The organism is uncultured Stenotrophomonas sp. (assembly GCF_913778665.1).
GTDB lineage: Bacteria > Pseudomonadota > Gammaproteobacteria > Xanthomonadales > Xanthomonadaceae > Stenotrophomonas.
In genome coordinates, this window is the sequence record NZ_CAJYVQ010000012.1 from 78,051 (window position 1) to 102,209 (window position 24,159).

Here is a 24,159-nt window from a genome sequence, read left to right on the forward strand (position 1 = left end):
CTGGATTCCCCTTCTCTGGCAACTGCCAGCGTACCAAGCCTGATCGCTAGTGCAAGTGTTTGGAGTTCAGGGCGCTTGGGACGCGATCCCTGCAGGTCAATTTCGCCAAATCGCTTCCGAGATCCGCGAGATGTCAAGGCCCGGGCTGGCCCATTGCGTAACGCAGTCAACCGAGTCCTGGAAGCTGCTGGCTGTGAGCCTCTATAGCAGAGCCTTAAGGGCTATCAGAGATCCTGAGGCTCAACCATTCATCTTTGGCTGCAGGGGTGAAGCCGTGGGCGATCATGATCTCGCGGTCAGCGAGATAGGTGGCACAAAGGACCTGGTAGCCCTCCCTACCCAGCGTTTCCTTCATCTCGCGAGCCCGCTTCACCGCATCCCTTTGCTGTGCCAACTGTTCGATGACATCCCGCGGGATGAGAAGGCCCGTGGCCATGGTGAAGAGCGCGCGCACTCGCTGCCGCCCACTAGGCTGGGCCAAGATTGCCGAGCGCACCACTTCAGGGAGATCCAGCATGAAGTTCCTGGGCATCGGACCTTCCACAAGCCATCGAATCTGCGCCTTACCGGCAGCGGAGATGGACTTCTTCCCGTCTCTGTTCTGGCTATTGGTCAGTACTGCCGGGGTCATTCTCAATAGGCCGAGCCAGCAAAGCCCCTTCACATCGTCCGCGCGGACAAGCATGCAAAGCTGCCCAACCGCCTCCTGCGGGATCATCCAATCGTTCTTGACTGTGAATTTGGTATCAACCTCGTGGCCGGCAATTAGATTGTCCAATAAGACTCCTCGCTCCAGGGCCAAGGCTTTGCGGAGCAGGATCTCGACCTTTGTGCCGATGTAGGTCTTTTCTGTTTTCTCTAGCTGATCAATGCAAAATCGCCCCGTACGGGGCGCGTCAATCACTTCGTCGAACGCCGTGCGGAGCGCTTGCCCCACCTTGCTCAGCAGAGCAGGGTCGCGTGAGAGCGCAGCGGCAACCTGCTCTAGAGCGGGGTCATCCAGCTGCGGAACTTGTGGAAAAAGGCCATTCATTGAGCCCTTCTATCACAACGCGGGCAATTTACGTAAGGTTATGCCGTGTCCGGCCCATAGTTAGCCGCTGCCCTATTCTCGTGATCCTGATGTGTCAGTTGGGCCGCAACAATCTGACTATGCGATCGATCTCTTGGGCTCGGTCCGCTTCCCGCTTGATCTTGCACTCCCAAACAGTAATCACCTTCCAGCCTGCGGCCCTTAAGCGGCGCGCTGACCTACGGTCGCGTCGGACATTCGCTTCCAGCTTGGGCGACCAGTAGCGCGGGTTAGTTCCCGGTCTCCTTCCGTTCAAGCAACTGTGCAGATGCCAAAAGCAGCCATGCACGAAGATGACGGTTCTGTACTTCGGTAGCACGATATCTGGTCGTCCAGGAAGCCCGCTTCCTCCCAGCACATACCGAAAACCTCGAGCATGCATAGCTTTGCGTAGCAACAGCTCAGGTTTGGTATCTGAGCTGCGAATCCTGGACATTCGTTCGCTTCGTGCTTCAGGGCTAAGAATGTCGGGCATCGTCCTGCCTCGGGTCTTCTGAGATAAAGCACACTCTCGCTTATTTCAGCTCTCGGTAGATAGCAAGTGAACGTTCCATTGGTCCCGCACTGCTTCCTACCACTGGCACTGCGATCGATGCCAACTGATTGATTCCTGGCAGGCTGACAGCTCAGACGACATGGGAATGCCCAACTCACGGCCATCCAACTCGAAGTAGGTTGATTGCTGGAGAGCAGGCGCCACGGCGATCCGCAGAGAACCGGGGTTGATGGCTATCAGATATAAATCGAACAGAGTGTGCACATCGGCACGGAGCAAAAGACCGTTCCTGACATTGTTGCTCTTTAGGCCTGAGTAGGGCTGGATATGGGCCGCCTCAAGCGCATCGACCACATTGCACCCCGTCATAGCACAGCAACCGCCGTACGCCTCCAGTAGTGCCTTACGGAACGCAGGCTGTCCGCGGCGCCGAACAATAGCCGCGAGCACACGCTGCCTTTGGTCAACCTCGTCTGTTGGGGAGAAACTGCCAGATGCTTCCGCGGCTTTAGTCTCCTGCTCCAACAGTTCCCTTGTGGCACCGGAGACCGATGTGAGCGCCTCGCCAGAAAGCCCAAGGAGCTTGGCAAGTTTCGGCTCAACATTCGCACCTACGTTCGAAGCTGGAAGAAGCCCGGGTAGCCACGGCTTGCCTGCCTGATCCAGAACATGGGAGATGTTCTGCATGCGGTACTCCCACGCCTTGACTGTACGTCCGTGGCGATCCGCGAGTTCCCGATAGACCCTGGCCTTCTCAAGGCCTGATCCATTGGCGAGACGCGCCTCCATTTGGCGATACGCCTCAACGGCAGCAGCCAATTCGTCTTCAGTCCACCTGCTCACAGTCTTCCCCTGTCCCTGGCAGCACGAGGCGCCCTGGGGGAAGTATGCCGTAAACGACATCATGAGCCGCTAACGGCCTTGGCTGGAAGAGCGTAGCTTGTCAGCGCAAACCGCCGACTACTCAGGCCTTACGGTAGATCTGGAGCGTGGATTCGAGTAGCGGTGCTCTAATCGCCTGGGAGTAGCCGGCTACTCCAACGCTGGAGCAGAGGCTGAGCGCAGGGCTTCTCAGGGGTCCGGCTAATGAGGCCGATGATGAGTAGCTGTGATGACGAGTTGTCCACCAGCAGAACGGGCTCACCTCGGCAGGTGAGTACGAAGTACTTGGCTGCGAACCGTCCGGCTCCGAGCGCTACATCTTCGGTCACTAGACGTTGGGCTTCCTCCCGCATTACTGCAAACTCGGCATCTGAAACTCTGGGGAAGGTTCCTATCTCAAGCCCGCCTTTGGGCAGATCCAGGTAGACGAGCGCGGAACCAATCAGCGCTGCCAAAAACAGTAGTGCGTACGTCAGAGACTTCATCTGGAAGTCCTGTAGATCAGGGCCGAGTGGAGAATGGGGTCGCGATGACAGCCCGCAGCTAAGTACTAGAGGTTCAGACCTCTGGTCCTACTCCCGCACCTGCAACCGCTCAGCCACCTGCGCAGTCAACGCCACACAGGCCATCTTCAGCCCTTCCATAATCCGATCCCCCAGATATTCCTCGGGCGCACCGTTCTGCCGCGTCCGCTCCGCAGCCAGCATCAGCTCCGCCACCACGCGCAGCCCGGCCACCGCGCAGTCCGCATCCGCCAGCTGAAGACAACGCCCAGGCAATTGATGTCGTTCCGGCCAAGGCTGACCATCCGCTGCCGCACCGGTTCCGATGCGATGCAAGGTGGCGACGAAGGAGTTGGGATCGGTGGACGGTTCGCGCTCGGCGTCGCCGTCGGTGTTGTCAGGATCGTACTGCGCGTGCAGGGAACGGAAATCCGATGTGTTCATGGCAATGCTCCGTACAGGACAGATAGCAGCGCCACCGATAAAGGTGGCGGACGGTGCGGGCTCGAAAACCGGTAAATGCCAGACCGGCGGGCCCGAAGGCCCCCACGCACCGCCCGCCATGGAACGCGAACGGATTGCCAGTCGGCGTCACCCGAAGGTGACGCCGACTGACAAGCGTATACAGCTGGCATAAACACGGGTTTTCGAGTCCCGCGCCACCCTTTTCCGGTGGCACGCCAAGAGATACCCGCGCAGCTGCCAAATGCCAAGAAACTGCAGAACCGACGATCGTCAGTCCTGACGCTTTCGGCATTGTCGCACACGGTGTTAAGCCCGCAAGCGATTGCGCCGCAAGGGTCTTGAAGGGCCTGGCGCTATTGGCCCCAACCGCGGGAGCGCCCCCAACCAGGGCAATCGTGTAGGGCCACTTACGACAGGCTGGACCAGCGGTTCAGATAGCAGGCGACTCGGCCGAGGGTGAGAAGGTCAGACGTACCCGAACCCGCGCATGCCGCGCGACGCCCTCAACCAAGACCGGTTCGAAGCGCCATTCGTCCACAGCGGTAAAGGCCGCACGATCAAACTCCCGCAGCCCACTCGACCGCACCACCATCACGTTGGAAACGTGGCCCAGCTCATCCAGTTGAGCAACCAACAACACCACCATCGGCGCCTGCAGCAAGGTATCAGGTGGCGTGACCGGGGCCGTTGAATGCACAACAGCAGGTGCCTGCCGCAGTTCGAAGGCGGGGTTGTCTCCGGTCTCTACAAACACCTCGGTGGAAACGCACGGATCTGCGACCATGGCCGACGCAGGTATAGCGCCCAGCAACATCAAAGCGAGATTCACTGCCAGGGCAGCGTTCAAAAGAGGCATGCGTGGTTTCCATTCCGGTGCGCATCATAACGTCCGTTCCCGCGCGGTGATCTGAATGCCGAATCCGCGCGTCCACCATACGCGCACAAGCGCACGCCATGCCCCCCACCTGCTACCATTCCCCCCGCTAACCCAGCCAGCCTTTCCGTGCGCGCACGCCGGAACGGCCGTCTTCGTACGGCCCAGCGAGCCAGGACACCCTCCCGTGCCCTTTCAAGGATGCTCGCATGTTCCGTCATTCCGCTCTCCGCTCGGCCGCCCTGGCCCTTGCCGTCTCGCTCAGCCTCGGCGCGCCCGCCGCCTTCGCCGATAACGCACCCGCTGCCAGCGCCACCACCGCCGTGCAGCGCCAGGCCGTGGCCAAGGGCCTGTACGAGCTGGCCTACAGCCCGAAACAGAACGCCGTGTTCGTCGCCTCGTCCGGCGGCTTCGGCGATGACGCCGGCCCGGCCCAGGTGCTGCGTCTGAACCCGGCCACGCTGGCCGTGGAAACCCGCATCCCGCTGGAGCGCAAGGCCTTCGGCGTGGTACTGGATGACGCCCACAACCGCCTGTACGTGGGCAACACCGTGGACCTGTCGGTGACCGTGGTCGACACCGCGCAGAACAAGGCCATCGGCACCATCCAGCTGATGGAAAAGAAGACCGGCAAGGACGGCAAGGCCGCCTACACCCACGACCTGCGCGAGCTGGTGGTCGACAGCGCCGCCAACCGCCTGTACGTGACCGGCCACAGCAGCCAGCCGGATGTGAGCAGCGTGCTGTTCGTGATCGATACCACCACGCAGAAGGTGATCAACACCATCGACGGCCTGGGCAACGCCAAGGCGCCGGGTCTGGCGCTGGATGCGGCCAACAAGCGCGTCTACACCAGCAACCTGCTGGCCGACCTGGTGGTGGTGGGCACCGATTCGAACAAGGTAGTGGCCCAGCACAAGATTGCCGCCGAGCAGCCGATGAACATCGCGCTGGACCCGGCCGGCAAGCGCCTGTTCGTGACCGACCAGGGCTCGGAATTCCTGCGCGGCTACCAGGCCAAGAGCAGCGGCCTGGTCAGCAAGCACCCGGGCCAGCGCGTGCTGGTGCTGGACCGCAGCACCGGCAAGGAACTGGCCAGCATCCCCACCGACGCCGGCCCGCTGGGCATCCTGCTGGACGCACCGCGCAAGCGCCTGTACGTGACCAACCGCGAAGCCGGTACAGTGACCGCGTACAACAGTGACAGCTACAAGAAGGTGGCCACCTACACCGTGCCGACCCATCCGAACAGCCTGGCGCTGGATGCGAAGAACAACGTGTTGTTCGTGAGCATCAAGAACGGCGAGAAGGATGCCAAGGACGCAAACGAGAGCGTGGCGCGGATTCAGTTGCAAGTGCCCCGCTGACGGCCGGCGCGATCTGCCAGGCAGCGAGCACCGATGATCCGGTGCTCGCCTTTGCGCGACGGGCTTTCTACTTGGGCTTGATGCCCTGATCGGGTAATGCTTCATCGGAGAGTGCGCACTGTATCGTAGGTGGCTCCCGCTTGACGTCGGCACCCTTCTTGTCGCGAGGCGTGCTGAACCATCCTCGGATCTCTGTAGCGGGAATCGCCACGGACGGGGAGGGCGTTTGAGGCCTCCACTCCAGATCGGTGATCAGCACGTGGCTTCCCAGCCGAGTGAGGATCTGGACATTCTTCAGGCACAGAAGATTCCCTGATTCACCCGTCACAGCCCCACACTTCGTTGCAACGCCTGAAAGACGCGCAAGGTCGCAGCCCAGAGGCGTCACCAGGACATCCTGTCCCTTCAGCATGCCGAGCCGGAACTTTGCAGCCGCCAAGTCGCTGATGGCGAACGCGGCGCCAGTGAAGAAGACGATATAGAGGCCCATGACAACCAGCGCCGTAGTGCGCACCATAAGCCCGCTACTCTGTAGCGCATACGTGAAAACGTGGAGTGCCGGAAGCGCCAGCAGCAAGAAAAGATTCGCTGAGCTTTGACTGCTCTCGACACCCTTCAAGAGTACCCATCCAACAAGGAGGATGACCGGGATCACGAACCCGTACAGCGAAACGCACAGCCAGAAGTACTTCGCCCAGCGGTTGCGGCGGCGTTCTTTTCGGGCGTGGAAGGTTGCGGGGGCGCTTCTTGCAATCCCGAAGCAAAGCCCAGTACCCGAGATCAACAATGCAATGCCCGTTGCAATGGCGGACCAGTTCTCCGGAAGCTCAACACTCCAAAGTGCCCACCACATTGCCGCAGCGACCAGGAATCCTCCGTACGCGATCAGCAATGTCGGTTGCATGGCTTTCGCGACCAGATTCGGGGCATGTGACTTCGCGAATGGCCGATGGCAGCAGGCGCATGGAGAGCGGGCAGATCTGCGGCGCCGTGCTCTTAGGCGGTTGGAGGGAGCCCTGGGAATAAATTCCGCCGTGGACCATGCCACGAAACAAAGCGCGGGTCCCATGACCACGAATAGGAAGAAAACCACTGCAACGAATGAGAAGAAGGCCGTTGCAGCCGCGACCAGGCCTACATCGGCTACCGTGACCTGCGGCAGGTAGCCAATTCTCCAGAAGTGAACGACTACGCCGATGACACCTGCGGCGGCAAAGAGCCATTTGTGATCGCTGACGAACTTCAGCGAGGACTTCACCAGGGCAACGAAGTCGACATTGTCACCGATGGGGCCAGACTTGCTAGTGGAGGATCCTGACATTTGCACTCCTTGCGTGGATACAGACTCTCTCGCCATTGGACGAGCATTCCTATGCAAGAGTAGCGGCCCGCGTGATGCGATCTTGAGGTGGATTTGATCGGGAGACTAGTCGTATGAATCTGCAATGGCGCGTCTGCAACTATCAGGCTGCCGTGCTGGGCGCACGTGCAGGTACGACGAACTGCTGGCTGCCGCCCTATCGAGAATCGCTCCATGTCAGGTCGTGTTCGGCGCAGCTCTGGAGAGCACGCACGACAGGCAAGTGCCGAATGACGCGCAGTTGAGCAAGCAGCCGAGCGTGGGCTCGGCTCTACAGGATGCGGCGCCCCTCAATCCGCCGCCCGATGGTCATAGCTGATCACCCGTTCCACCTGCCACTGCCCATCCACCCGCCGCCAGACCTGGACGAAGCGCGCCTGCCCGGTCCAGCGCTCCACGCCCTTCGCATCGCGCTCGTGAAAGCGGTGATCGCCGATCTCCAGCGCCCGCTCGTCGTGCAGCGGAAACACCTGCAACGAGCTCTCCACCAGTTCGCGGCGCAGATGCGTGTGGTTGGCGCGGTTGCCTTCGCATAGTGCCACCACGCTACGGCGGAAGTCGTCGCGGTTGCTGGCGGACTTGCCGGCCTTGTCATGGAAGAACTCCATGTCTTCGGTGGTCATCGATGCGGCCTTGTCGGCATCGCAGGCGTCGAATGCGGCGGCGAACAGCTGCGTATCCGCCTGACGGATCTGTTCGCGCAGGGTGTCTGGCGCGGTCGGGGCGGCGGCGAGGCCGGCGGCCAGCAGGGGCAGGGTGAGCAGCAGCATGGCGAATCTCCCGGAAGTGGTCCACGCAGGTTGGCACGGCCCGCTGCGCCCCGCTGCCATGCTGCGACGAAACCGCCGCCGGGCGCGATGAAACATGGTTTTGGCGGCACGGCCGGGCGCCCCCCTGTGCACGCCATGTCACAGCGCGCCGCGATTCCCTCACGGGCGGCATAGGGATGGGGCTCTAGCCTGCAACTCTACCCTTCCACTGGAGCCCCCATGTCCGCTTCCCGCATCCGCCTTCACGTTGAAGACACCGGCGGCGATGGCCGCCCGGTCATCCTGATCCATGGCTGGCCGTTGTCGGCCGAAGCCTGGAAGCCCCAAGTGTCGATCCTGCGCGATGCCCAGCACCGGGTGATCAGCTACGACCGTCGCGGCTTCGGGCGTTCCGAAAAACCGGCCGACGGCTATGACTACGACACGTTGGCGGCGGACCTGGCGGCGTTGATCGAAGAGCGCGACCTGCGCGAGGTGACGCTGGTCGGCTTCTCGATGGGCGGTGGCGAAGTGGCGCGCTACGTGGCCAACCACGGTGAGGAGCGCCTGCACAGCGTGGTGTTCGCTGCCGCGGTGCCGCCGTACCTGCTGAAGAGTGACGACAACCCGGACGGCCCGCTCACCCAGGACAAGGCCGACGAGATGCGCAGTGGTTTGGAGAAGGATCGCGAGGCGTTCTTCGATGGGTTCACCCGCGACTTTTTCAGTGCCGACGGCAAGCTGATGGTGACCGAAGATCAGCGCCAGGCGGCGATCGCGCTGTGCCACCAGTCCGACCAGACGGCCGCGCTGGGCTGCATGGAGGCCTTCGCCACCACCGACTTCCGCGATGACCTGAAGAAGATCACCGTGCCCACCTTGATCCTGCACGGTGACAGCGACGCGATCGTGCCGTTTGACGGCTCGGGCGAGCGCACGCATAAGGCCATTGCGGGCAGTGAGGTGGTGATCCTGGAAGGCGCGCCGCACGGCTGCAACACCAGCCATGCCGACCACTTCAATCTGGCGCTGCTGAACTTCCTGAAGAAGTAAGCTGTCGCCATGCGCAAAACCACTACGCCACCCTGGAAGAAGCCCAACCCCAAGGGCCAGAAGTCCCAACCGTTGTCGCCGGCGCAGAAGGACGCGGCGCGGCAGCGGGCGGAAGAGAATGGTCGCCCGTATCCGAATCTTGTCGATAACATGTGGGCTGCCAAGCTGCCGCGCGGTGATTGATATCGGGGGCCGGGCGTGGGCTCGGGGCTACCTGTCTATCAGTGGCGCCCAGCCGGTGTCCCTCCAGGGGGCTACGTCCGCCTGCTGCACCGACACCGCGTGGTCCGGCAGGCCGGCCAGCTGCGCCAGCTCGGCCTGCAATGCCTCTGCATCTACCGCGGAGGGAATGGCCACCTGCAACCGATCGTCAAGGTGGCGCACCTGTACGGGAAGTCGTGCGCGCGCTTCGTAGTCGCCGCCGAAGCGGCCAATCGGATAGCGCATCACGACCGGGCGTGCCAGCAGCTCCAACGCGGGCTGCCATTGTTGCAGCACCACGGGCTGTGCTGCTGCCGGAACGCGCACTTGCGCCATCGTGACCGGGTAGCCGCGCAGGCTCTCAACCATCACCTGGAAGCGTGCACCGTCGGGCATCGCCAACACTGCAACTGCCAGCGCAGCCAGAGCGACCAGCGTGCCGGCGAAGTACCACCAGCGGGGCGCGGTAGCGGGAACGGTGGCGGTGCGCAGGCCGGGGCGGCGGCGTAGTGCGCGCGCGTACAGGCGGCGGTCCTTCTTGCGTGGACTGCTGCTGTGCGCGGGCAGATTCAGCGGCACCCGCGGCAGGCGCGCTGCACGCGCGTTGATCAGGCCTGACAGCAGCCAGGCCACCAGTCCGAATACCAGCAATGGCAGCAGTGTCCGCACTGCCAGGTACAGCGTCACCATCCTGCGCACTCCTTCGCGTGTTCCTGTTCTTGGCGACATGCTACCGATAGGCAGCAGGTGTTGTCGTATCTGCCAGCCGACATCTGCAGCGTGCTTGGATAGCATGGCGCGTTATTGTCATGGATGAACCAATGCGCTCTGCCGTTTCCCGCCTCGGCCGCTTGTTCGGACCGGGGGTGATGGTGTTCCTGTTACAGCTGGTGGCGCTGCTCTTCCTTGGCCTGGAGGCCGGCTACTTCCACGTGCGCGTGGATCTGCTGCTGGAGCCGGTGGCGGAGGGCTGCGGCGGCCCCGATCCGGTGGCGCGCCTGCGGGTGGCTGAGCAGCTGATGGCGCGCGCGGGCGCCATCGATGACTGGCAACCCCTGCGCTGGATTCCGCTGGCCGGCACGCTGCTGGCACTACTGGGCGCAATGGGCGCCTGGGCGCTGCGCGCCACGCAGTGGCAGGGCCGCCTGCGCGTGGTGTGCGGGGGCTTGGTGGCGCTGCATGCAGGCGTGCTGGTGTTGGCAGGGTGGACGCTGCATCTGTACGAGGATGCGTGGAGCAGCGTGGCACGGCTGTCCCCGGCGGCCTGCCTGGTGGACCTCACCGAGCAGGGCCGGATGCCGCTGGCGCAGGCCCAGCACGTGGTGTTCCATGTGCTCACCCGAGAGTACGCGCCTCTGCAGCGCAACCCGGATGATCTGGCGATGGTGGCGGTGTCGCTGCTGGTGGCCGCGATGGTGGCCAGCGTCGTGCTGTCGCGTGCTGCGGGGACGGTCATGCGGACGCCTGCCTGATCGCGCTACAGTCCACGTAGTGTCCTGACAAGGAAGTGCCGATGCGTGCGTTGTTGCGAGCCCTGCCGTTGCTGCTGTTGTCGCTGACGGTGCAGGCGGCCGAGCTGGACCGCCGCATTGCGGTGACCATCGACGACCTGCCGTGGGCGCGGGTGGACGAGATCGTGCCGGAAGACCTGCAGGCGCGGCATGCCGCGTTGATGGCGCAGCTGCGCCAGGCGGATGTGCCGGTGGTGGGCTTCGTCAACGAGAACAAGCTGGAGGTGTTGGAGCAGGTGCAGCCCGCGCGCGTCCAGATGCTGCGCGACTGGCTGGATGCCGGCCATGTGCTCGGCAACCATACGTACTCGCACATGGATTTGAATGCCAAGGGCGTGGCGGCGTTCCAGCAGGATTTCCTGCGCGGCGAGACGGTGCTGCGGCCGTTGCTGGCCGAGCGTGGGCAGGCGCCGCTGTGGATGCGCCATCCGTACCTGCGCGCCGGACGCACGCCGGAGGAGCGCGTGCAGATGGACGCGTTCTTCAAGCAGCACGGCTACCGCGTGGCGCCGGTGACGGTCGACAACGGTGAATGGGTATGGGCGTTCGCCTATGCCAACGTGATGAACGAGCAGCCTGATTCCGCTGTGCGCGAGGCCACGCTGGCGCAGCTGCGCAAGGGCTACGTGCCGTACATGCTGAACAAGCTGGATTACTACGAGAAGCAGTCGCAGGCGCTGCTGGGCTATGCGCTGCCGCAGGTGTGGCTGATGCACGCCAACGAGCTCAACGCGGCCACGTTCGCCGAACTGGTGGCAGCGACCAAACGCCGTGGCTATCGCTTCATCTCGCTGGACGAAGCCATGCGTGACCCTGCCTATGCGCGGGGCGCCGAAGGCTACAACGGCCGCTATGGCCCCAGCTGGCTGCATCGTTGGGCAATGGCGGAGAACAAGCCGAAGGACTTCTACGCAGGCGAGCCGGTGGTGCCGAAGTGGGTGATGCAGTTGGCGAAGGTGGATTCGGAATGAGGCTCAGCGCTTCACCGCCAGCACGCCATCCAGTGCCAGTTCTGCCTTGAAACCGGCCTTTTCCAGCCGCTTGGCCACTTCACGCGGCACATCGCGGCCGCTGGTCAGCTTGTTCGGCGCGCCGGTGTAGTGGAACAGACGGCCACCCTTGCGGATGACGCGGGCGAGGTGGTCGTAGAACACCTGCGAATAGAGTTCACCGGCGATGCCGAAACGCGGCGGGTCGTGCAGGATCGCGTCGACGCTGTTGCTGGCCACCTGCTCGATCTGCTGCGAGACGTCGCCGTGGCTGAACTGCAGGCGGCCCCCGGCCGCGGCCGAGTCCGGATCCGGCGACCACGGGTTGAGCGTGCGCAGCCACATCACGTCGGCGTTCTTCTCGAATGAGCGGATCTGCCCGACGCCGGCCTCCAGCGCGCAGGCGGCGAAGTAGCCGAGGCCGCCACAGGTATCGAGGATGATCTTGCCGGCCGGGGCGACCAGTTCGACCTTGCGGCGCGCGTCCTCGAACGGCGACAGCTTGGAGGTCGGCAGCATCTTGATGCCGTCGATCTCGAAGGTCGGTGCGCCCCATTCGGTGGGAACCAGCTTGATCAACGAGCCGCTGTAGCGCGAGATCGGCGCGAACGCCTCGCCATCCCAGTAGTACAGCGTGCGGTCCTTCAGCTTGCCCGGCCACGGGTAGTGCTGGTCGCGGAAGCCGAAGCCCTCTGCATCCAGCGTGACCGTGTCCTGGCTGCGCCCCAGATCGAGCGAGCCCTGCCAGTCGGCGGCGCCCTTGTCATGGGCACGGCGCAGGGTGTCGGCGCTGTCACGGGTCAGCAGGGGGCCGGTGTAATGGGGCACGGCGGGTACCGGGGCGGTTCGGGGGAGGGCATGGTACCGCAGCTGTTGCAGGGCCGGGCCGCGCTCGGCTTCACCGGGCTTGTATCCACGCATGGCGTGGATCTACCCCTGCAGGGGCCTCGACACGGGTACAGGTGAAGCCGTGCGTGCTGCCTTCTCCTGAAATGATGGCGACACCACGCGAGGGTTGCATGCCCTGCAGCGCGCATGAGCGACGGTGGGCATCCTGGGTCTGCGGCGGCTGACGATCGAAGTCGTAGCGCATGCTGCCGTCTTCCAGCAGCAGCCAGTGCACGGTGACACGCTCGCTGCTGCCGTTGCCGTGGTCCCAATCCAGGGTGCGCATCACCAGGATCTGACCATCGGGCATCTCGCGTACCTCGTCGTACGCGCCCTGGGTTTTTGCGGCGCTTGCCGCAACCAGAAGGAACAGCAGCATCATCGTCCACCGCCCAAAGGGGGCAGTGTGTGTCCGCCCGGCGGAGCACGGCTATCAGAATCGTTGCAATTTACGGGCACCTCACCGCATACACCGGCCCGGCGCCGATCAGCATCAGGGCCATGTAGTCGCTGTCGCTGGCCTTGCCTTTCAGCGTGGCGCCCTTGTTGAAGTGGAAGATGCCGAAGCCGCCGGCCATGCGGATCAGCGCGCTGTCGATCTGTGCGGCGTCATCGCGGAAGTAGCGGCTGATTTCGCTGGTGCTGGCCTTGTGCAGCGCATTGGGCTCGCGCTGCCACTGGCCATCGCGGTTGAAGAAGACGAAGTACTGGCCGCCTTCCTTGTCGATGCGGAAATCGGCGGGCTTGCGCGCGCTGGTGGCGAAGCAGCCCTGCAACGGGTCGGCGGAGAAGGGAAGTCCGGCGTCACCGCTACAGGCGGCGAGCAGCAGGAGGGCACCGGGCAGCAGCAGGCGGAGCATGCGCATGGGATGTCCCTACAGGGGCGGGTGCGGCTAGTGTAGGCAGCAGGCGGGCACGTCCCGTACAGAAATTCGGCAAGCGAAGAGGGGTTTTCGGATGGCGCAGGGCAAGGCACCGTGGTGTGGTGTGGCCAGTTGGCTGGGAATCGCCGTGGGCTGGGGCGCGGGCACGTTGGCGGCGCAGGCGTCGCTCGCTGCCGGCGGCAATGGAATGGCCGCAGGGCTGGGCGTGGGCGTGCTGGGCGCAGCGCTGGTGGGGTGTGGATTGGCCGTGGCCTCGCGCGTGCGCGGGGAACGCTGGCCGTGGATCGGCATCGGCGGTGCAGTGCTGAGCGCGCTGCCGTTGTTGATGTACCTGCTGCGGATGATGCTGAAGCTCTAGGGGGTAGTGCCGGCCGCGGGCCGGCAACTGTCGGGTGGGTGCGGCGTTCATGGGGGTGCCGGCCAGCGGCCGGCACTACCGCGGGCTCACGTGCTGCGGTGGATCTCCACGGTGACGTGCACCAGCTCTTCGTGGATGGCCAGCGCCTGGCGCACGGTATCGGCATCAAGGTTGGCGTCACTGGTGACCACGCTGGCGGTTACGGCGTACTTGCCACGCCCGACCTGCCATACATGCAGATCGGCGAGGCGCGCCGGCCACGGACCCTGCTCGATCACTTCGCGCACTTCGGCCACCACCGGTGCGTCCATCTGCGCGTCGAGCAGGATGCGGCCGCTGTCGCGCAGCAGGCCGATCGCCCACACCGTGACCAGCACCGCGCCCACCAGGCCCATCACCGGGTCCAACCAGGTCAGGCCCAGCAGCTTGCCGCCCAGCAGGGCGACGATGGCCAGCACCGAGGTGGCGGCGTCGGCCAGCACGTGCACGTAAGCTGAGCGCAGGTTGAGGTCGTGACCGTGCGCATGGTCGTGGTGGTGGTGCGCGTGATCATGCCCGTGGTGTTCGCCATGATCGTGGCCGTGCCCGTGGTGGTGATGCGCGTGGCCCGGGCTGTCATGCAGCCACCAGGCGCATAGCAGGTTCACGGCCAGGCCGACAACGGCGATGGCGATGGCTTCGTCGTAGTGGATCGGCGCGGGCACCCACAGCCGCTCCAGCGATTGCACCGCCATCAGTGCGGCGACGCCAAGCAGCGCGATGGCACTGGTGTAGCCGGCCAGGATCTCGATCTTCCAGGTGCCGAAGGCGAAGCGCGGGTCGTGCGCGTAGCGGCGCGCACAGCGGTAAGCGAACACCGACAGGCCCAGCGCCAACGCGTGCGAGCTCATGTGCCAGCCGTCGGCGAGCACGGCCATGGAGTTGAACCACCAGCCGCCGACGATCTCCACCAGCATCATGCTGACGGTGAGCCACAGGGCGCGGCGGGTATTGCGTTCGGCCAGCGGATTGCCGTCGTCGAAGCGGTGTTCGTGGCGGCGGGCGGCGGCGAGGGCGTCCAGGTGCATGGGGGAAACCGTGGGGTGGATTGTATACCCCCATAGGGTATACGATGGGGGCATGGCCCATGTACACAAGAATCGAAAGCAGCTGCTGACCCGGGTACGCCGTATCGGCGGCCAGGTGGCGGCGTTGGAGCAGGCGCTGGACAAGCCGGAGGGTGAGGCCGGTGACTGCGCGGACGTGCTGGTGCAGGTGGCCGCGGTGCGCGGTGCGGCCCACAGCCTGCTGATGGAGCTGCTGCACGAGCACCTGCAGGAACATGTGGTGGGCGCCGAAGACCCGCAGCAGCGGGCCGCCGAGGCCGAAGTGCTGGTGGAGCTGCTGCGCCGCTACGGCAAATAACCCGGTAGTGTCGGCCGCTGGCCGGCATCGTCAGCCGGTGGCCGGAGTTCATGAGGTTGCCGGCCAGCGGCCGGCATTACCGGTGCCGGTGCCGCGCGTTCCAGAGATGGGTTGCGGCCAGCAGCAGGCTGCCGGTGACGGTCATCGGGGTTTCCCAGTCATGCGAGGGCAGCGCCAGCGCGCCGGCCAGCAGCAGCCCGAGGCCGATGCCTGCGGTGGCCCAGGCCAGCACCGGCAGCGGCCGACGACGCTCGGCGCGCCACAGCGCATAGCCGGTCAACGGCAACGCGATGGCCACGAACAGCAGGTGCACCCATTCCGCTTCGGCCCAGGCGCCGAACAGCGGCAGCGCGGCGGCGAGCAGGGGCAGTGCCAGGCAGTGCAGCAGGCACAGGCTGGACAGGGCGACCGCGCCGGCATCGAGCAGGGCGGCAGAAGGCGACTTCATCGGGGGAGGCTCCTTGCGCGACAATTGTTATACAGTAACATTTCCGTTCCGCAGCCAACCCGCTCCGACATGAACACTGTTTCCCGCGCCGACCGTCGCCTTCCGGTCACCGTGCTGTCCGGCTTCCTTGGCGCCGGCAAGACCACCCTGCTCAACCAGATCCTGCGCAACCGCGAGGGCCTGCGCGTGGCGGTCATCGTCAACGACATGAGCGAGGTCAACATCGACGCGCAGCTGGTGCGCGAAGGCGGTGCCGAGCTGCGCCGCACCGAAGAGACGCTGGTGGAGTTCAGCAACGGCTGCATCTGCTGCACGCTGCGCGACGACCTGCTGCAGGAGGTGCGGCGGCTGGCCGACGCCGGCCGATACGACTACCTGCTGATCGAGTCGACCGGGATCGGTGAGCCGATGCCGGTGGCCGCAACGTTCGCTGTGCGCGACGAGCACGGCTTCAGCCTGAGCGACATCGCGCGGCTGGACACGATGGTGACCGTGGTGGATGGCAGCGCGTTCCTGGCTGATTTCGGCTCGACCCTGCGCTTGGCCGAGCGCGGTCAGCAGGCCGGTCCAGACGATGATCGCGGCGTGGTCGACCTGCTGTGCGAGCAGGTGGAGTTTGCCGACGTGATCGTGGTCAGCAAGGTCGACCAGGCGGATGACGAGGTGCTGCAGGACACGCTTGCGGTGCTGCGTGGGTTGAACCGTGATGCGAAGCTGCTGCTGTCCCGTTTCGGTGACGTGCCGCTGGCCGAGCTGCTGGATACCGGTCGCTTCGACATGGAGCGTGCGCAACGTGCGCCGGGCTGGGTGAAGGAACTACGCGGCGAGCACACGCCGGAAACCGAGGAGTACGGAATCGGCAGTTTCGTCTACCGCTCGCGGCGGCCGTTCCATCCCGCGCGTTTCGCCCGTGTGTTGCAGTCGGGCATGCCGGGCGTGATACGCAGCAAGGGCTGGTTCTGGCTGGCTAACCGCATGGACTGGGTGGGTGAGCTGAACAGCGTCGGCGCGGCGACGCGTACTCAAGCGGCGGGCTTCTGGTACGCCGCGCGCGACCGGGTGCGTGCGGGTATTGAGGACACCACGCCGCTGCTGCCGCCGACGCCGCTGCCGTACAGCGACCTCGGCTGGGCACGGCAGCAGGCCGATTGCTGGAGCGCGCCGCTGCCGGGACCGGAGGAGTTCCCTGATGCCGCCGCGCACTCGGCGATGCAGCGCCTGTGGCACCCGCTGTGGGGCGACCGCCGGCAGGAACTGGTGGTGATCGGCGTGCACATGGATGAGCGCGCCGTACGCGCCGAGCTGGACGCGTGCCTGCTCAACGACCACGAGCTGCGCGCAGGACCATTGTTGTGGCAGCAGTTGCCGCAGGCATTCCCGCTGTGGAAGCGCTGAGCGGGACACCGTTGTAGAGCCGGGCCCATGCCCGGCTGCTGTTCCGGTAGAACTACGCCATGCGTGGATGGACGCATGGCGGAGTCGAGCATGGCTCGACTCTACAATGCGTCCCGCCATTGCCAGCCGTTGGCGCTGACTTGAAGCACCTGCGTGGGCCGCAACGCCCGCAACAGGTGCGGGTCGTGGCTGACCATCATCAGCGCGCCGGGCCACGCTGCCAACAGATCCTCCAGCGCCTGCAATGCACCCAGGTCGAGCGCGTTGCCGGGCTCGTCCAGCAGCAAGAGCTGCGGTGCGGGATCGGCATACAGCACGCTGGCCAGTGCGCCCTTCACCCGTTCGCCATCGCTGAGGCTGTGGGCGGCGCGCTGGATGCGCTGCGCATCCAAGCCGAGCAGCGCCAGCCGCGTGCGCAGTTCGCCGGGATCGGCCGTCGGGTTCGCCGCCTGCACGGAATCAAGGATGCTTCGCTCACCGGCCAGCCCCAGCAACTGCTGGTCCAGCAGTGCCAACGGCGCGTGGCGCTGCACGCTGCCTTCGCGTACCGGCAGTTGACCGGCCAGCACGCGCAACAGCGTGGATTTACCGCTGCCGTTGTCACCCATCACGGCGATGCGTTGCCCGCGTAGGATCTCCAATTGCAGCGGCGCGTCGCAGCCATGCGGGAGTACCAGGTCCTGCGCCTGCAGCAGGCGTGCGCTGCCGCGTTCGCCGTCACCGGCGAGCAGCGCCAGTTCCGGCACCTGCTGCACTGCCGAGGCGGCGACGCGCACCTGCTCGGCGCTGGCGTGCAGGCGTTCGGCCTGCACCTGCTGCGCACGCCCGTGGCTGGCCTCGGCACGCTGCTTCTGCCGGCCGAGCAGGATTGGCGCCTGGTTGGCCTGCTTTGCATCGCGGTTGCCGCGTGCCTCCCGCTGCTGCTGGCGCTCGTGCTGTTCGCGCGCGTTGCGTTGCTGCTGCCTGTGCTGCGCACGCGCATGGTCGAGCTGGGCAGCGGCCGCCTCGCGTTCGGCTTCGCGTGCGGCGGCGTAGTGCTGCCAAGGGCCGCCATAGCGACGCAGCCCGCGCGCATCGAGTTCGACGATCTGCTGCATGTGGCCGAGCAGTTCGCGATCATGGCTGATGACCAGCAGGCCGCCGCGCCATTGCCGCAGTTGCTCGTACAGCTGCTGGCGATGGCGCGCATCGAGGTGGTTGCTGGGTTCGTCCAGGATCAGCCAATCGGCGCCACTGGCCCAGGCGCCGGACAGTGCCACCTGCATGGCCTGGCCGCCACTGAGGCGTGCAGCGGGCTGCGCGGGACCCAGATCGTCGGGCAGGTGCAGCGCCTGCCAATGTCGTTGCAGGCGTTCACGCACGTCCCATTGCTCGCCGACACAGGCGAAGTCGGCCTCGTCGACGCTGCCGGCTTCGATGCGCTTCAGCGCGTCCAGCACATCACCGACGCCGGCCAGTTCAGCGACGGTGCCGGGCGGTGGGTAGCCCGGGGTGGGCAGCAGGAACACGCGGCCGCTGCCGCGCACCTGGCCGCTGTCCGGTGACAAGCGGCCTGCCAGCAGGCGTGCGAGCACGCTCTTGCCGGCACCGTTGGCACCGACCAGCCCGGTGGCGAGCGGTTCGAAGGAAAAGGACAGATCGGAAAACAGCGGACGGCCGTCGGCCAATCGATACGACACGCGATCGAGCGTGAGGGAATGCGGGGTCATGCGACCTCCATGGATGCCGGGTTCTCCCCTGCGCGCAGGGGCGGGAAGAGTCAGGCCGTCTGGTGGGAAGACGGCGGCATCAATGGCGCATGGGTCGCGAGCCTCCGGGAGGAATGAGAGCACAGTATAACGGGGGTGGCTGAACGGCCGTGTGCAGCTGGAGAACCGAGCCATGCACGGCTGGTTTTCGCCTGGGTTCCGGCGGGTCGAGCTTGGCTCGACTCTACAGGACGCATCCACGCACGGCGCGGATCTACGGAACGGTTCCCAGGCGGGCACCGACGAAGTCGATGAAGACCCGCAGCTTCGGCAGCACATGGCGGCCGGAGGGCCACAGCAGGTGGAAGGTGCCGCAGGAATGCGCGTGCTCGTCCAGCACGGTCACCAGCCTGCCATCGGCCAGCGCATCGCGTACCGAATGCACCGGTACGAACGCGAGGCCGATGTCGCGCAGTGCCAGCGCCACGCGAGCCTCGATGGTGTTGGCGACCATGTGCACCGGCAACTCCTGCGGCGTTTCATCGCCGGGCCAATGGATCGGCCACGGTTCCAGCTTGCCGCTGCTGGGGAAGCGGTAATGCAGCAGCGTGTGCTGCAGCAGGTCCGCCGGTGTGCGCGGAATCCCGCGGCGTTGCAGGTAGGCCGGTGAGGCGACGATGCGGCGCGGGAAAACGCCCAGGCGCCGTGCGTTCATCCGCGAGTCGCTGGGTTCACCGACGCGCAGCACGGCATCGAACCCTTCCTCGATGACATCGACCAGGCGGTCACTGAAATCCAGATCCAGGCGGATGTCCGGATACGCGGCCAGGAATTCGGCCATCAGCGGCAGGGTGAGGTCGCCGACCAGCGGCAGGCTGATGCGCAGCGTGCCGCGTGGCGTGGCATGTGGCTGTGCCAACTCGGTACGGGCGGCATCGCGTTCGTCGAGGATGCGCCGGCAGCGTGCCAGGAACAACTGGCCTTCGGCGGTGAGGGTGATGCTGCGGGTGCTGCGATGGAACAGGCGCACGCCCAGTGCGTGCTCCAGCCGCGCCACGCACTTTCCAGCAGCCGAGGCGGATATGCCCTGCAGGCGGCCGGTCTCGACGAAGCTGCGGGTGTCGGCGGCGTGCACGAAGGTCTGCAGGTTGGCGAGGTTGTCCAGGACTGACATGGGCGTGCGGGCGATGAAAGCGGCAGGGTAGGCGGAGGGGGCGGCGCCGGTGGCACCGCCAGCGCAACGCTGTGGTGCGGGTCGGGGGCGCGGGCGGTTGCGGCCTTGCGGTTCCGGCCATGATGCCGATTGCGGACCATGCGGTCCACGATGCGCGGAGCGCGACCCCGCTTTTTGCGCGGCGGTGTGCTGCCTAACGTGGCGCCTCTCTCCCCACGGAACACCGCGATGAATGCCGCCCTCTCCCTCGAACCCGTACCGGTGCTGCCGTCGGTGCAGCGGCTGCAGCAACAGGTGCATCCGCAACGCCTGGTCGGTGCAGTGGTGCTGGTGCGCCAGCACGGCGTGCTGCGCCATGCCAGTGCGACCGGCCTGGCCGATCGTGAGTCGTCAATCCCAATGCGCCGCGACCACCTGTTCCGGTTGGCCTCGGTCAGCAAGCCGCTGCTGACCACGGTGATCCTGCGCCTGGTGGCTGAGGGGGTGCTGGACCTGGATGCGCCGGTACAGCGCTGGCTGCCGCAGTTCCGCCCGGCGCTGGCCGATGGCCGCACGCCGCCGATCAGCCTGCGCCAGCTGCTCAGCCACAGCAGTGGCCTGGGCTATCGTTTCCTGGAGGCCGATGCGGACGGCCCTTACGCGCAGGCCGGCGTCAGTGATGGCATGGACGCCAACCCGCTGACCCTTGCCGAGAACGTGCGCCGCATCGCGCAGGCCCCGTTGCTGTTTGAACCGGGCAGCCAGTGGCTGTACTCGCTGGGCGTGGATGTGGCCGGTGCGGTGGCCGAAGCTGCAACCGGCGAAGCGCTGCAGGCGCTGTTCGCGCGCCTGTTGGCCGCACCGCTGGGCCTACGCGATACCGCGTTCGTAACCACCGACGGCGCGCGCCTGGCCACCCCGTATGTGACCGGCACACCGCAGCCGCACCGGCTGCAAGAGGGCGAAGTGGTGGCGCCCTTCGAGGGCACCGTGGGCATCGCGTACAGCCTCGCACGCGCCACCGATGCCAGCCGCTTCCCCTCGGCCGGCGCGGGCCTGGTCGGCTCCGCCGATGAGGTGATGACGGTGCTGGAGGCGCTGCGCGATGTGCAGGCCTCGCAGCTGCTTCCGCCAGCGCTGGTCGCCCAGATGGGCACGCCGCAGCTGGGTGAGCAGGGGCCGCCGGAGCCGGCCGGCTGGGGCTTCGGGCTGGGCTTTGCAGTGCTGCGGGATGCGGCGGCCAGTGGTACGCCGCAGCAGGTGGGCACATGGCGCTGGGGCGGTGCGTACGGGCACAGCTGGTTCGTCGATCCGGCGCGCGGGCTGAGCGTGGTGGCGCTGACCAACACCTTGTACGAGGGCATGGACGGTGCCTTCGTCGATGAGCTGCGCGATGCGGTGTACGCCGATCTGGAGACCGTGCGATGAGCGGTCATGTGATCGATGCGGGCAGCCCGGCGGGCGAGGCCACGCGCCTGCCGTGGGCGGGTCTGCTGGCGCTGGCGGGCGGCGGTTTCATCACCCTGCTGACCGAGACCTTGCCGGCCGGCGTGCTGCGGCCGATGGGCGACAGCCTGGGCGTGAGCGATGCGGCGGTCGGGCAGCTGGTCAGCGTATATGCGCTGGGTTCGGTGATGGCCGCGTTGCCGATGACCGCGCTGACGCAGCGCCTGCCACGGCGCCCGCTGCTGTTGGCGGCGATTGCCGGCTTCGTGGTGGTCAACACGCTGACCGCGCTGAGCAGCAGCTATCCGTTGATCCTGGCAGCACGGTTCCTGGGCGGTGTCTGCGGTGGCCTGCTGTGGTCGCTGGTGGCCGGCTATGCCGCGCGCATGGTGGTGCCGGCGTTGCAGGGTCGTGCGATTGCGGTGGCGATGGTGGGTTCGCCGTTGGCGCTGTCGCTGGGCGTTCCGGCGGGCACGCTGCTGGGCCAGCAGATCGGTTGGCGCTGGGCGTTCGCGCTGATGAGCGTGCTGGGTCTCGGCTTGCTGGCCTACGCGCGCTGGGCACTGCCGGCGCTGCCGGCGGCAGGCAGCGGCCAGCGTCTGTCGCTGGGCACGGTGTGGCGCATGCCCGGTGTGCGCAGTGCCTTGGCGGTGATGGCGTTGTACGTGCTGGCGCACAACGTGCTGTACACCTATATCGAGCCGCTGGCGGTGGAAGCGGGTGCCGGCGCGTGGCTGGATCGCCTGCTGCTGGCCTTCGGCGTCGCCGCCATCATGGGTATCGGCATCGCAGGCTGGGGCGTGGATCGTCATCTGCGCACGTTGGTGTGGGCGGCGGTGATCGGCTTCATCCTGCCGGTGCTGGCCCTGCTGCTGTGGCCGGGCCAGGCGACGCCGCTGCTGCTGGCGACGGTGCTGTGGGGCGTGGCGTTCGGCGCGGTGCCGACCCTGTTCCAGACCGCGCTGGCGCGCCGTGCCGGGGCCGCTGCGGACCTGGCGCAGTCGATGCTGGTAACCGGCTGGAACCTGGCCATCGCCGCGGGTGGGGCAGCGGGTGGCGTGCTGTTGCAGGCGGTCGGGCCCAGCGGGCTGGGCTGGTTGCCGTTGCTGCTGCTGGCGGTGACAGCGGCGTGGTTGCTGGCCCGGCCGAGGGCCTGGGCGTAGGCGGCGATGTGGAGTGACGCGTTGCCGGCCGGCGGCCGGCATTGCCGGGTCCATGCCAGCCACCCGTGGCGTGGACCTACACGGTTTCGCGTTCGATCGGTACGCTGCGCGGGTTCTGCATGTCTTCCCGCGCAGCGCCATAGCGCTGCTGGCGCTTGCGGTGGAAGGCCACGAACTCATCACGCGGCAACGGCCGCGAGAACAGCCAGCCCTGCCCGAATTCGACGTGGCGGCTGTGCAGATAGGCCAGCTGCGCTTCGGTTTCCACGCCTTCGGCCACCACCCACAATCCCAGTTCCTTAGCCATGTCGATGATGTGCGGGGTGACCGGGCTGGTGGCGCTCTCGGTGCCGATCGCATCGATGAATGACTTGTCGATCTTCAACGCATCCAGCGGCAGCTGCTCGAGGTACTGGAGGCTGGAGAAGCCGACGCCGAAATCATCGATGGCCACGCTGTGGCCGGCACGACGGGCCTGCGCCAGCATGGTGCGTGCGCGATCCAGATCGAGGAAGCCGCGCTCGGTGGCTTCCATCCAGATCTGCTGCGGCAGGATGCCGCTGCCGGCCATGTGCTTGGAGATCATCTTCAGTGCGCGGCCGCTGCTGATGTCCTCCGCTGCGAGGTTGATCGCAATGTGCGCGCTGCGGTCGGCCACCAGCAGGTCACGCATGTCGCGCACCACGTTCTCGATCACCAGGTCGGTGACGGCGGCGATCATGCCGGTCTCTTCGGCCAGGGGAATGAACAGGTCCGGGCGGACCTGGGTGCCGTCCGGGCGCTGCCAGCGCACCAGCGCTTCGGCACCGACGCAGATGCCGGTGTCCAGTTCGATGATCGGCTGGTAGTGCAGGTACAGCTCGCGGCGGCGGATCGCCGTGGCCAGTTCGCCGCGCAGCGACAGCCGGCGCCGCGACAGCCAGATCACCAGGCCCGCGCCGACGGCGGCCAGCAGCAGGCCGAACGGGACGAACAGCCAGGCCTGCTGGCGGAAGGTCGACGCCAGTGCAGTGCGCGGCGTGGTGGCGATCGCCAGCCATTCCTCGTTGCGCGCGGTGGCATACAGGGTGTTCTGGTCCAGGCCTTCGCCGGGCGCGCGAAGCAGCGTCTGCAGCAGCGTTGGGTCGACGCCGCTCTGCTTGGCCAGCAGGCGGCCATCAGGGCTGGCCAGCGCCAGGCGCACGTGCGGGTCGACGATGACGTCGACGAAGCGACGTGGATCGACCAGCGCGTCGTAGGAGCCATACAGGATGGCCAGCATCTGCCGGCGTCCGCTGGCGACCGGGCGCACGTCCACCGCGATTCCGGCGCCATCACTGGTGACGTGGTCGGCTTTGGGCTGGTCGGCATCGGACTGGAAATCGCCCCACGACGTGCAGCGCAGCTTGCCACCCTCGAAATACCCCATCTGGTCGAGCGAGGGCGTGGTCATCACCAGGGTCTGCATGCGCTGGATGTGCTCTGCGCTGCAGGGCACGTGGGCGCCGGCCTCGGCTGACTTCAGCGCTGCCAGCGCCTCCTGGTAGGACTGGTCGGAGCGGCGCAGGGTGCGGCCGGCGATGTCGCGCAGCCGCTGCTGTTCGACGCTGACGGCGCGGTCCCAGGTGGCGTATGCCATCACTGCGATCGGCACTGCGGCCGCCAGCAGGGCCAGCGCGGTGCCACCGATGATGATGCGCAGGCGGCTCATGGGCGGGGCTCCAGCGAGGCGGGCGGGGCAGGGCGCATGGTCGGTCCGATCCGTGGGCAGGTGCGGCTATCTGAGCATGGCGCCGGGCCGGGCGGAATGGGCTCGGACCGGTATTTCGTC

At 66.1% G+C, this 24,159-nt stretch carries 26 protein-coding genes; 10 read left to right on the top strand and 16 right to left on the bottom strand.

The window, feature by feature from the left end; genetic code table 11:
- Positions 1 to 214 precede the first annotated feature (214 nt).
- From QZ853_RS18020 to QZ853_RS18040, 5 genes are all read right to left on the bottom strand, one after another.
- A complete protein-coding gene (locus QZ853_RS18020; RefSeq protein WP_295576618.1) occupies positions 215 to 1,033 on the bottom strand; it encodes a NaeI family type II restriction endonuclease in 819 nt (272 codons plus the stop codon).
- Positions 1,034 to 1,127: 94 nt separating this feature from the next.
- On the bottom strand, positions 1,128 to 1,547 hold the full coding sequence (gene vsr, locus QZ853_RS18025; protein ID WP_295576620.1) for a DNA mismatch endonuclease Vsr: 420 nt from the start codon (positions 1,545 to 1,547) through the stop codon (positions 1,128 to 1,130).
- 96 nt (positions 1,548 to 1,643) lie between these two features.
- Positions 1,644 to 2,387: an HNH endonuclease gene (locus QZ853_RS18030; protein ID WP_295576622.1), complete on the bottom strand. Its 744-nt coding sequence runs from the start codon at positions 2,385 to 2,387 to the stop codon at positions 1,644 to 1,646.
- 635 nt (positions 2,388 to 3,022) lie between these two features.
- Complete coding sequence (locus tag QZ853_RS18035) at positions 3,023 to 3,397, bottom strand: hypothetical protein (RefSeq protein ID WP_295576628.1); 375 nt, start codon at positions 3,395 to 3,397, stop codon at positions 3,023 to 3,025.
- 451 nt (positions 3,398 to 3,848) lie between these two features.
- Positions 3,849 to 4,274, bottom strand: coding sequence for an energy transducer TonB (locus tag QZ853_RS18040; protein WP_295576634.1), 426 nt, complete (start codon positions 4,272 to 4,274; stop codon positions 3,849 to 3,851).
- 227 nt (positions 4,275 to 4,501) lie between these two features.
- Here QZ853_RS18040 and QZ853_RS18045 point away from each other — a divergent pair, with 227 nt between their 5' ends.
- Positions 4,502 to 5,659, top strand: a complete 1,158-nt coding sequence (locus QZ853_RS18045; RefSeq protein ID WP_295576640.1) for a YncE family protein — start codon at positions 4,502 to 4,504, stop codon at positions 5,657 to 5,659.
- A 67-nt stretch (positions 5,660 to 5,726) separates the two neighbouring features.
- Here QZ853_RS18045 and QZ853_RS18050 read toward each other — a convergent pair whose 3' ends face one another.
- Positions 5,727 to 6,980: a hypothetical protein gene (locus QZ853_RS18050; protein WP_295576646.1), complete on the bottom strand. Its 1,254-nt coding sequence runs from the start codon at positions 6,978 to 6,980 to the stop codon at positions 5,727 to 5,729.
- Positions 6,981 to 7,309: 329 nt separating this feature from the next.
- Entirely contained in the window at positions 7,310 to 7,789 is a 480-nt protein-coding gene (locus tag QZ853_RS18055) for a DUF4440 domain-containing protein (protein WP_295576652.1), read from the bottom strand.
- A gap of 219 nt (positions 7,790 to 8,008) precedes the next feature.
- Here QZ853_RS18055 and QZ853_RS18060 point away from each other — a divergent pair, with 219 nt between their 5' ends.
- Positions 8,009 to 8,821: an alpha/beta hydrolase gene (locus QZ853_RS18060; RefSeq protein WP_295576654.1), complete on the top strand. Its 813-nt coding sequence runs from the start codon at positions 8,009 to 8,011 to the stop codon at positions 8,819 to 8,821.
- A gap of 9 nt (positions 8,822 to 8,830) precedes the next feature.
- Entirely contained in the window at positions 8,831 to 9,004 is a 174-nt protein-coding gene (locus QZ853_RS18065) for a hypothetical protein (RefSeq protein WP_295576656.1), read from the top strand.
- 27 nt (positions 9,005 to 9,031) lie between these two features.
- Here the strand turns inward: QZ853_RS18065 and QZ853_RS18070 are convergent, their stop codons facing one another.
- On the bottom strand, positions 9,032 to 9,712 hold the full coding sequence (locus tag QZ853_RS18070; RefSeq protein ID WP_295576658.1) for a hypothetical protein: 681 nt from the start codon (positions 9,710 to 9,712) through the stop codon (positions 9,032 to 9,034).
- Positions 9,713 to 9,843: 131 nt separating this feature from the next.
- Here QZ853_RS18070 and QZ853_RS18075 point away from each other — a divergent pair, with 131 nt between their 5' ends.
- Together QZ853_RS18075 and QZ853_RS18080 are read left to right on the top strand one after the other, a co-directional pair.
- Positions 9,844 to 10,494: a hypothetical protein gene (locus tag QZ853_RS18075; protein ID WP_295576660.1), complete on the top strand. Its 651-nt coding sequence runs from the start codon at positions 9,844 to 9,846 to the stop codon at positions 10,492 to 10,494.
- A 41-nt stretch (positions 10,495 to 10,535) separates the two neighbouring features.
- Complete coding sequence (locus QZ853_RS18080; protein WP_295576662.1) at positions 10,536 to 11,504, top strand: polysaccharide deacetylase family protein; 969 nt, start codon at positions 10,536 to 10,538, stop codon at positions 11,502 to 11,504.
- A 3-nt stretch (positions 11,505 to 11,507) separates the two neighbouring features.
- Here the strand turns inward: QZ853_RS18080 and QZ853_RS18085 are convergent, their stop codons facing one another.
- From QZ853_RS18085 to QZ853_RS18095, 3 genes are all read right to left on the bottom strand, one after another.
- Positions 11,508 to 12,350, bottom strand: a complete 843-nt coding sequence (locus QZ853_RS18085; RefSeq protein ID WP_295576664.1) for an MnmC family methyltransferase — start codon at positions 12,348 to 12,350, stop codon at positions 11,508 to 11,510.
- A gap of 70 nt (positions 12,351 to 12,420) precedes the next feature.
- Positions 12,421 to 12,789, bottom strand: a complete 369-nt coding sequence (locus tag QZ853_RS18090; protein ID WP_295576666.1) for a hypothetical protein — start codon at positions 12,787 to 12,789, stop codon at positions 12,421 to 12,423.
- Positions 12,790 to 12,859: 70 nt separating this feature from the next.
- Complete coding sequence (locus tag QZ853_RS18095) at positions 12,860 to 13,276, bottom strand: hypothetical protein (RefSeq protein WP_295576669.1); 417 nt, start codon at positions 13,274 to 13,276, stop codon at positions 12,860 to 12,862.
- A 91-nt stretch (positions 13,277 to 13,367) separates the two neighbouring features.
- Here QZ853_RS18095 and QZ853_RS18100 point away from each other — a divergent pair, with 91 nt between their 5' ends.
- Positions 13,368 to 13,652, top strand: coding sequence for a hypothetical protein (locus tag QZ853_RS18100; protein ID WP_295576670.1), 285 nt, complete (start codon positions 13,368 to 13,370; stop codon positions 13,650 to 13,652).
- Positions 13,653 to 13,738: 86 nt separating this feature from the next.
- Here QZ853_RS18100 and dmeF read toward each other — a convergent pair whose 3' ends face one another.
- The gene (dmeF, locus tag QZ853_RS18105; RefSeq protein ID WP_295576672.1) at positions 13,739 to 14,719 is read right to left on the bottom strand and encodes a CDF family Co(II)/Ni(II) efflux transporter DmeF; all 981 of its coding nucleotides are present in this window, start codon (positions 14,717 to 14,719) and stop codon (positions 13,739 to 13,741) included.
- 52 nt (positions 14,720 to 14,771) lie between these two features.
- On the opposite strand from dmeF, the gene QZ853_RS18110 reads away from it, so the two are divergent.
- The gene (locus QZ853_RS18110; RefSeq protein WP_106550496.1) at positions 14,772 to 15,056 is read left to right on the top strand and encodes a metal/formaldehyde-sensitive transcriptional repressor; all 285 of its coding nucleotides are present in this window, start codon (positions 14,772 to 14,774) and stop codon (positions 15,054 to 15,056) included.
- Between the two features lie 76 nt (positions 15,057 to 15,132).
- On the opposite strand, the gene QZ853_RS18115 is transcribed toward QZ853_RS18110, so the two are convergent.
- Positions 15,133 to 15,504: a MerC domain-containing protein gene (locus QZ853_RS18115; RefSeq protein ID WP_295576674.1), complete on the bottom strand. Its 372-nt coding sequence runs from the start codon at positions 15,502 to 15,504 to the stop codon at positions 15,133 to 15,135.
- Positions 15,505 to 15,573: 69 nt separating this feature from the next.
- Here QZ853_RS18115 and QZ853_RS18120 point away from each other — a divergent pair, with 69 nt between their 5' ends.
- The gene (locus QZ853_RS18120; protein WP_295576676.1) at positions 15,574 to 16,899 is read left to right on the top strand and encodes a GTP-binding protein; all 1,326 of its coding nucleotides are present in this window, start codon (positions 15,574 to 15,576) and stop codon (positions 16,897 to 16,899) included.
- Between the two features lie 101 nt (positions 16,900 to 17,000).
- Here the strand turns inward: QZ853_RS18120 and QZ853_RS18125 are convergent, their stop codons facing one another.
- Together QZ853_RS18125 and QZ853_RS18130 are read right to left on the bottom strand one after the other, a co-directional pair.
- Positions 17,001 to 18,608, bottom strand: a complete 1,608-nt coding sequence (locus tag QZ853_RS18125) for an ATP-binding cassette domain-containing protein (protein ID WP_295576678.1) — start codon at positions 18,606 to 18,608, stop codon at positions 17,001 to 17,003.
- A 253-nt stretch (positions 18,609 to 18,861) separates the two neighbouring features.
- Positions 18,862 to 19,761, bottom strand: coding sequence for a LysR family transcriptional regulator (locus QZ853_RS18130; RefSeq protein WP_295576680.1), 900 nt, complete (start codon positions 19,759 to 19,761; stop codon positions 18,862 to 18,864).
- A 228-nt stretch (positions 19,762 to 19,989) separates the two neighbouring features.
- Between QZ853_RS18130 and QZ853_RS18135 the strand changes: the two genes are divergently transcribed.
- The gene (locus tag QZ853_RS18135) at positions 19,990 to 21,168 is read left to right on the top strand and encodes a serine hydrolase domain-containing protein (protein WP_295576681.1); all 1,179 of its coding nucleotides are present in this window, start codon (positions 19,990 to 19,992) and stop codon (positions 21,166 to 21,168) included.
- Positions 21,165 to 22,349, top strand: a complete 1,185-nt coding sequence (locus QZ853_RS18140; protein ID WP_295576688.1) for an MFS transporter — start codon at positions 21,165 to 21,167, stop codon at positions 22,347 to 22,349. The genes QZ853_RS18135 and QZ853_RS18140 overlap by 4 nt, the downstream gene beginning before the upstream one ends.
- 76 nt (positions 22,350 to 22,425) lie before the next feature.
- On the opposite strand, the gene QZ853_RS18145 is transcribed toward QZ853_RS18140, so the two are convergent.
- The gene (locus QZ853_RS18145) at positions 22,426 to 24,039 is read right to left on the bottom strand and encodes an EAL domain-containing protein (protein WP_295576695.1); all 1,614 of its coding nucleotides are present in this window, start codon (positions 24,037 to 24,039) and stop codon (positions 22,426 to 22,428) included.
- Positions 24,040 to 24,159 lie beyond the last annotated feature (120 nt).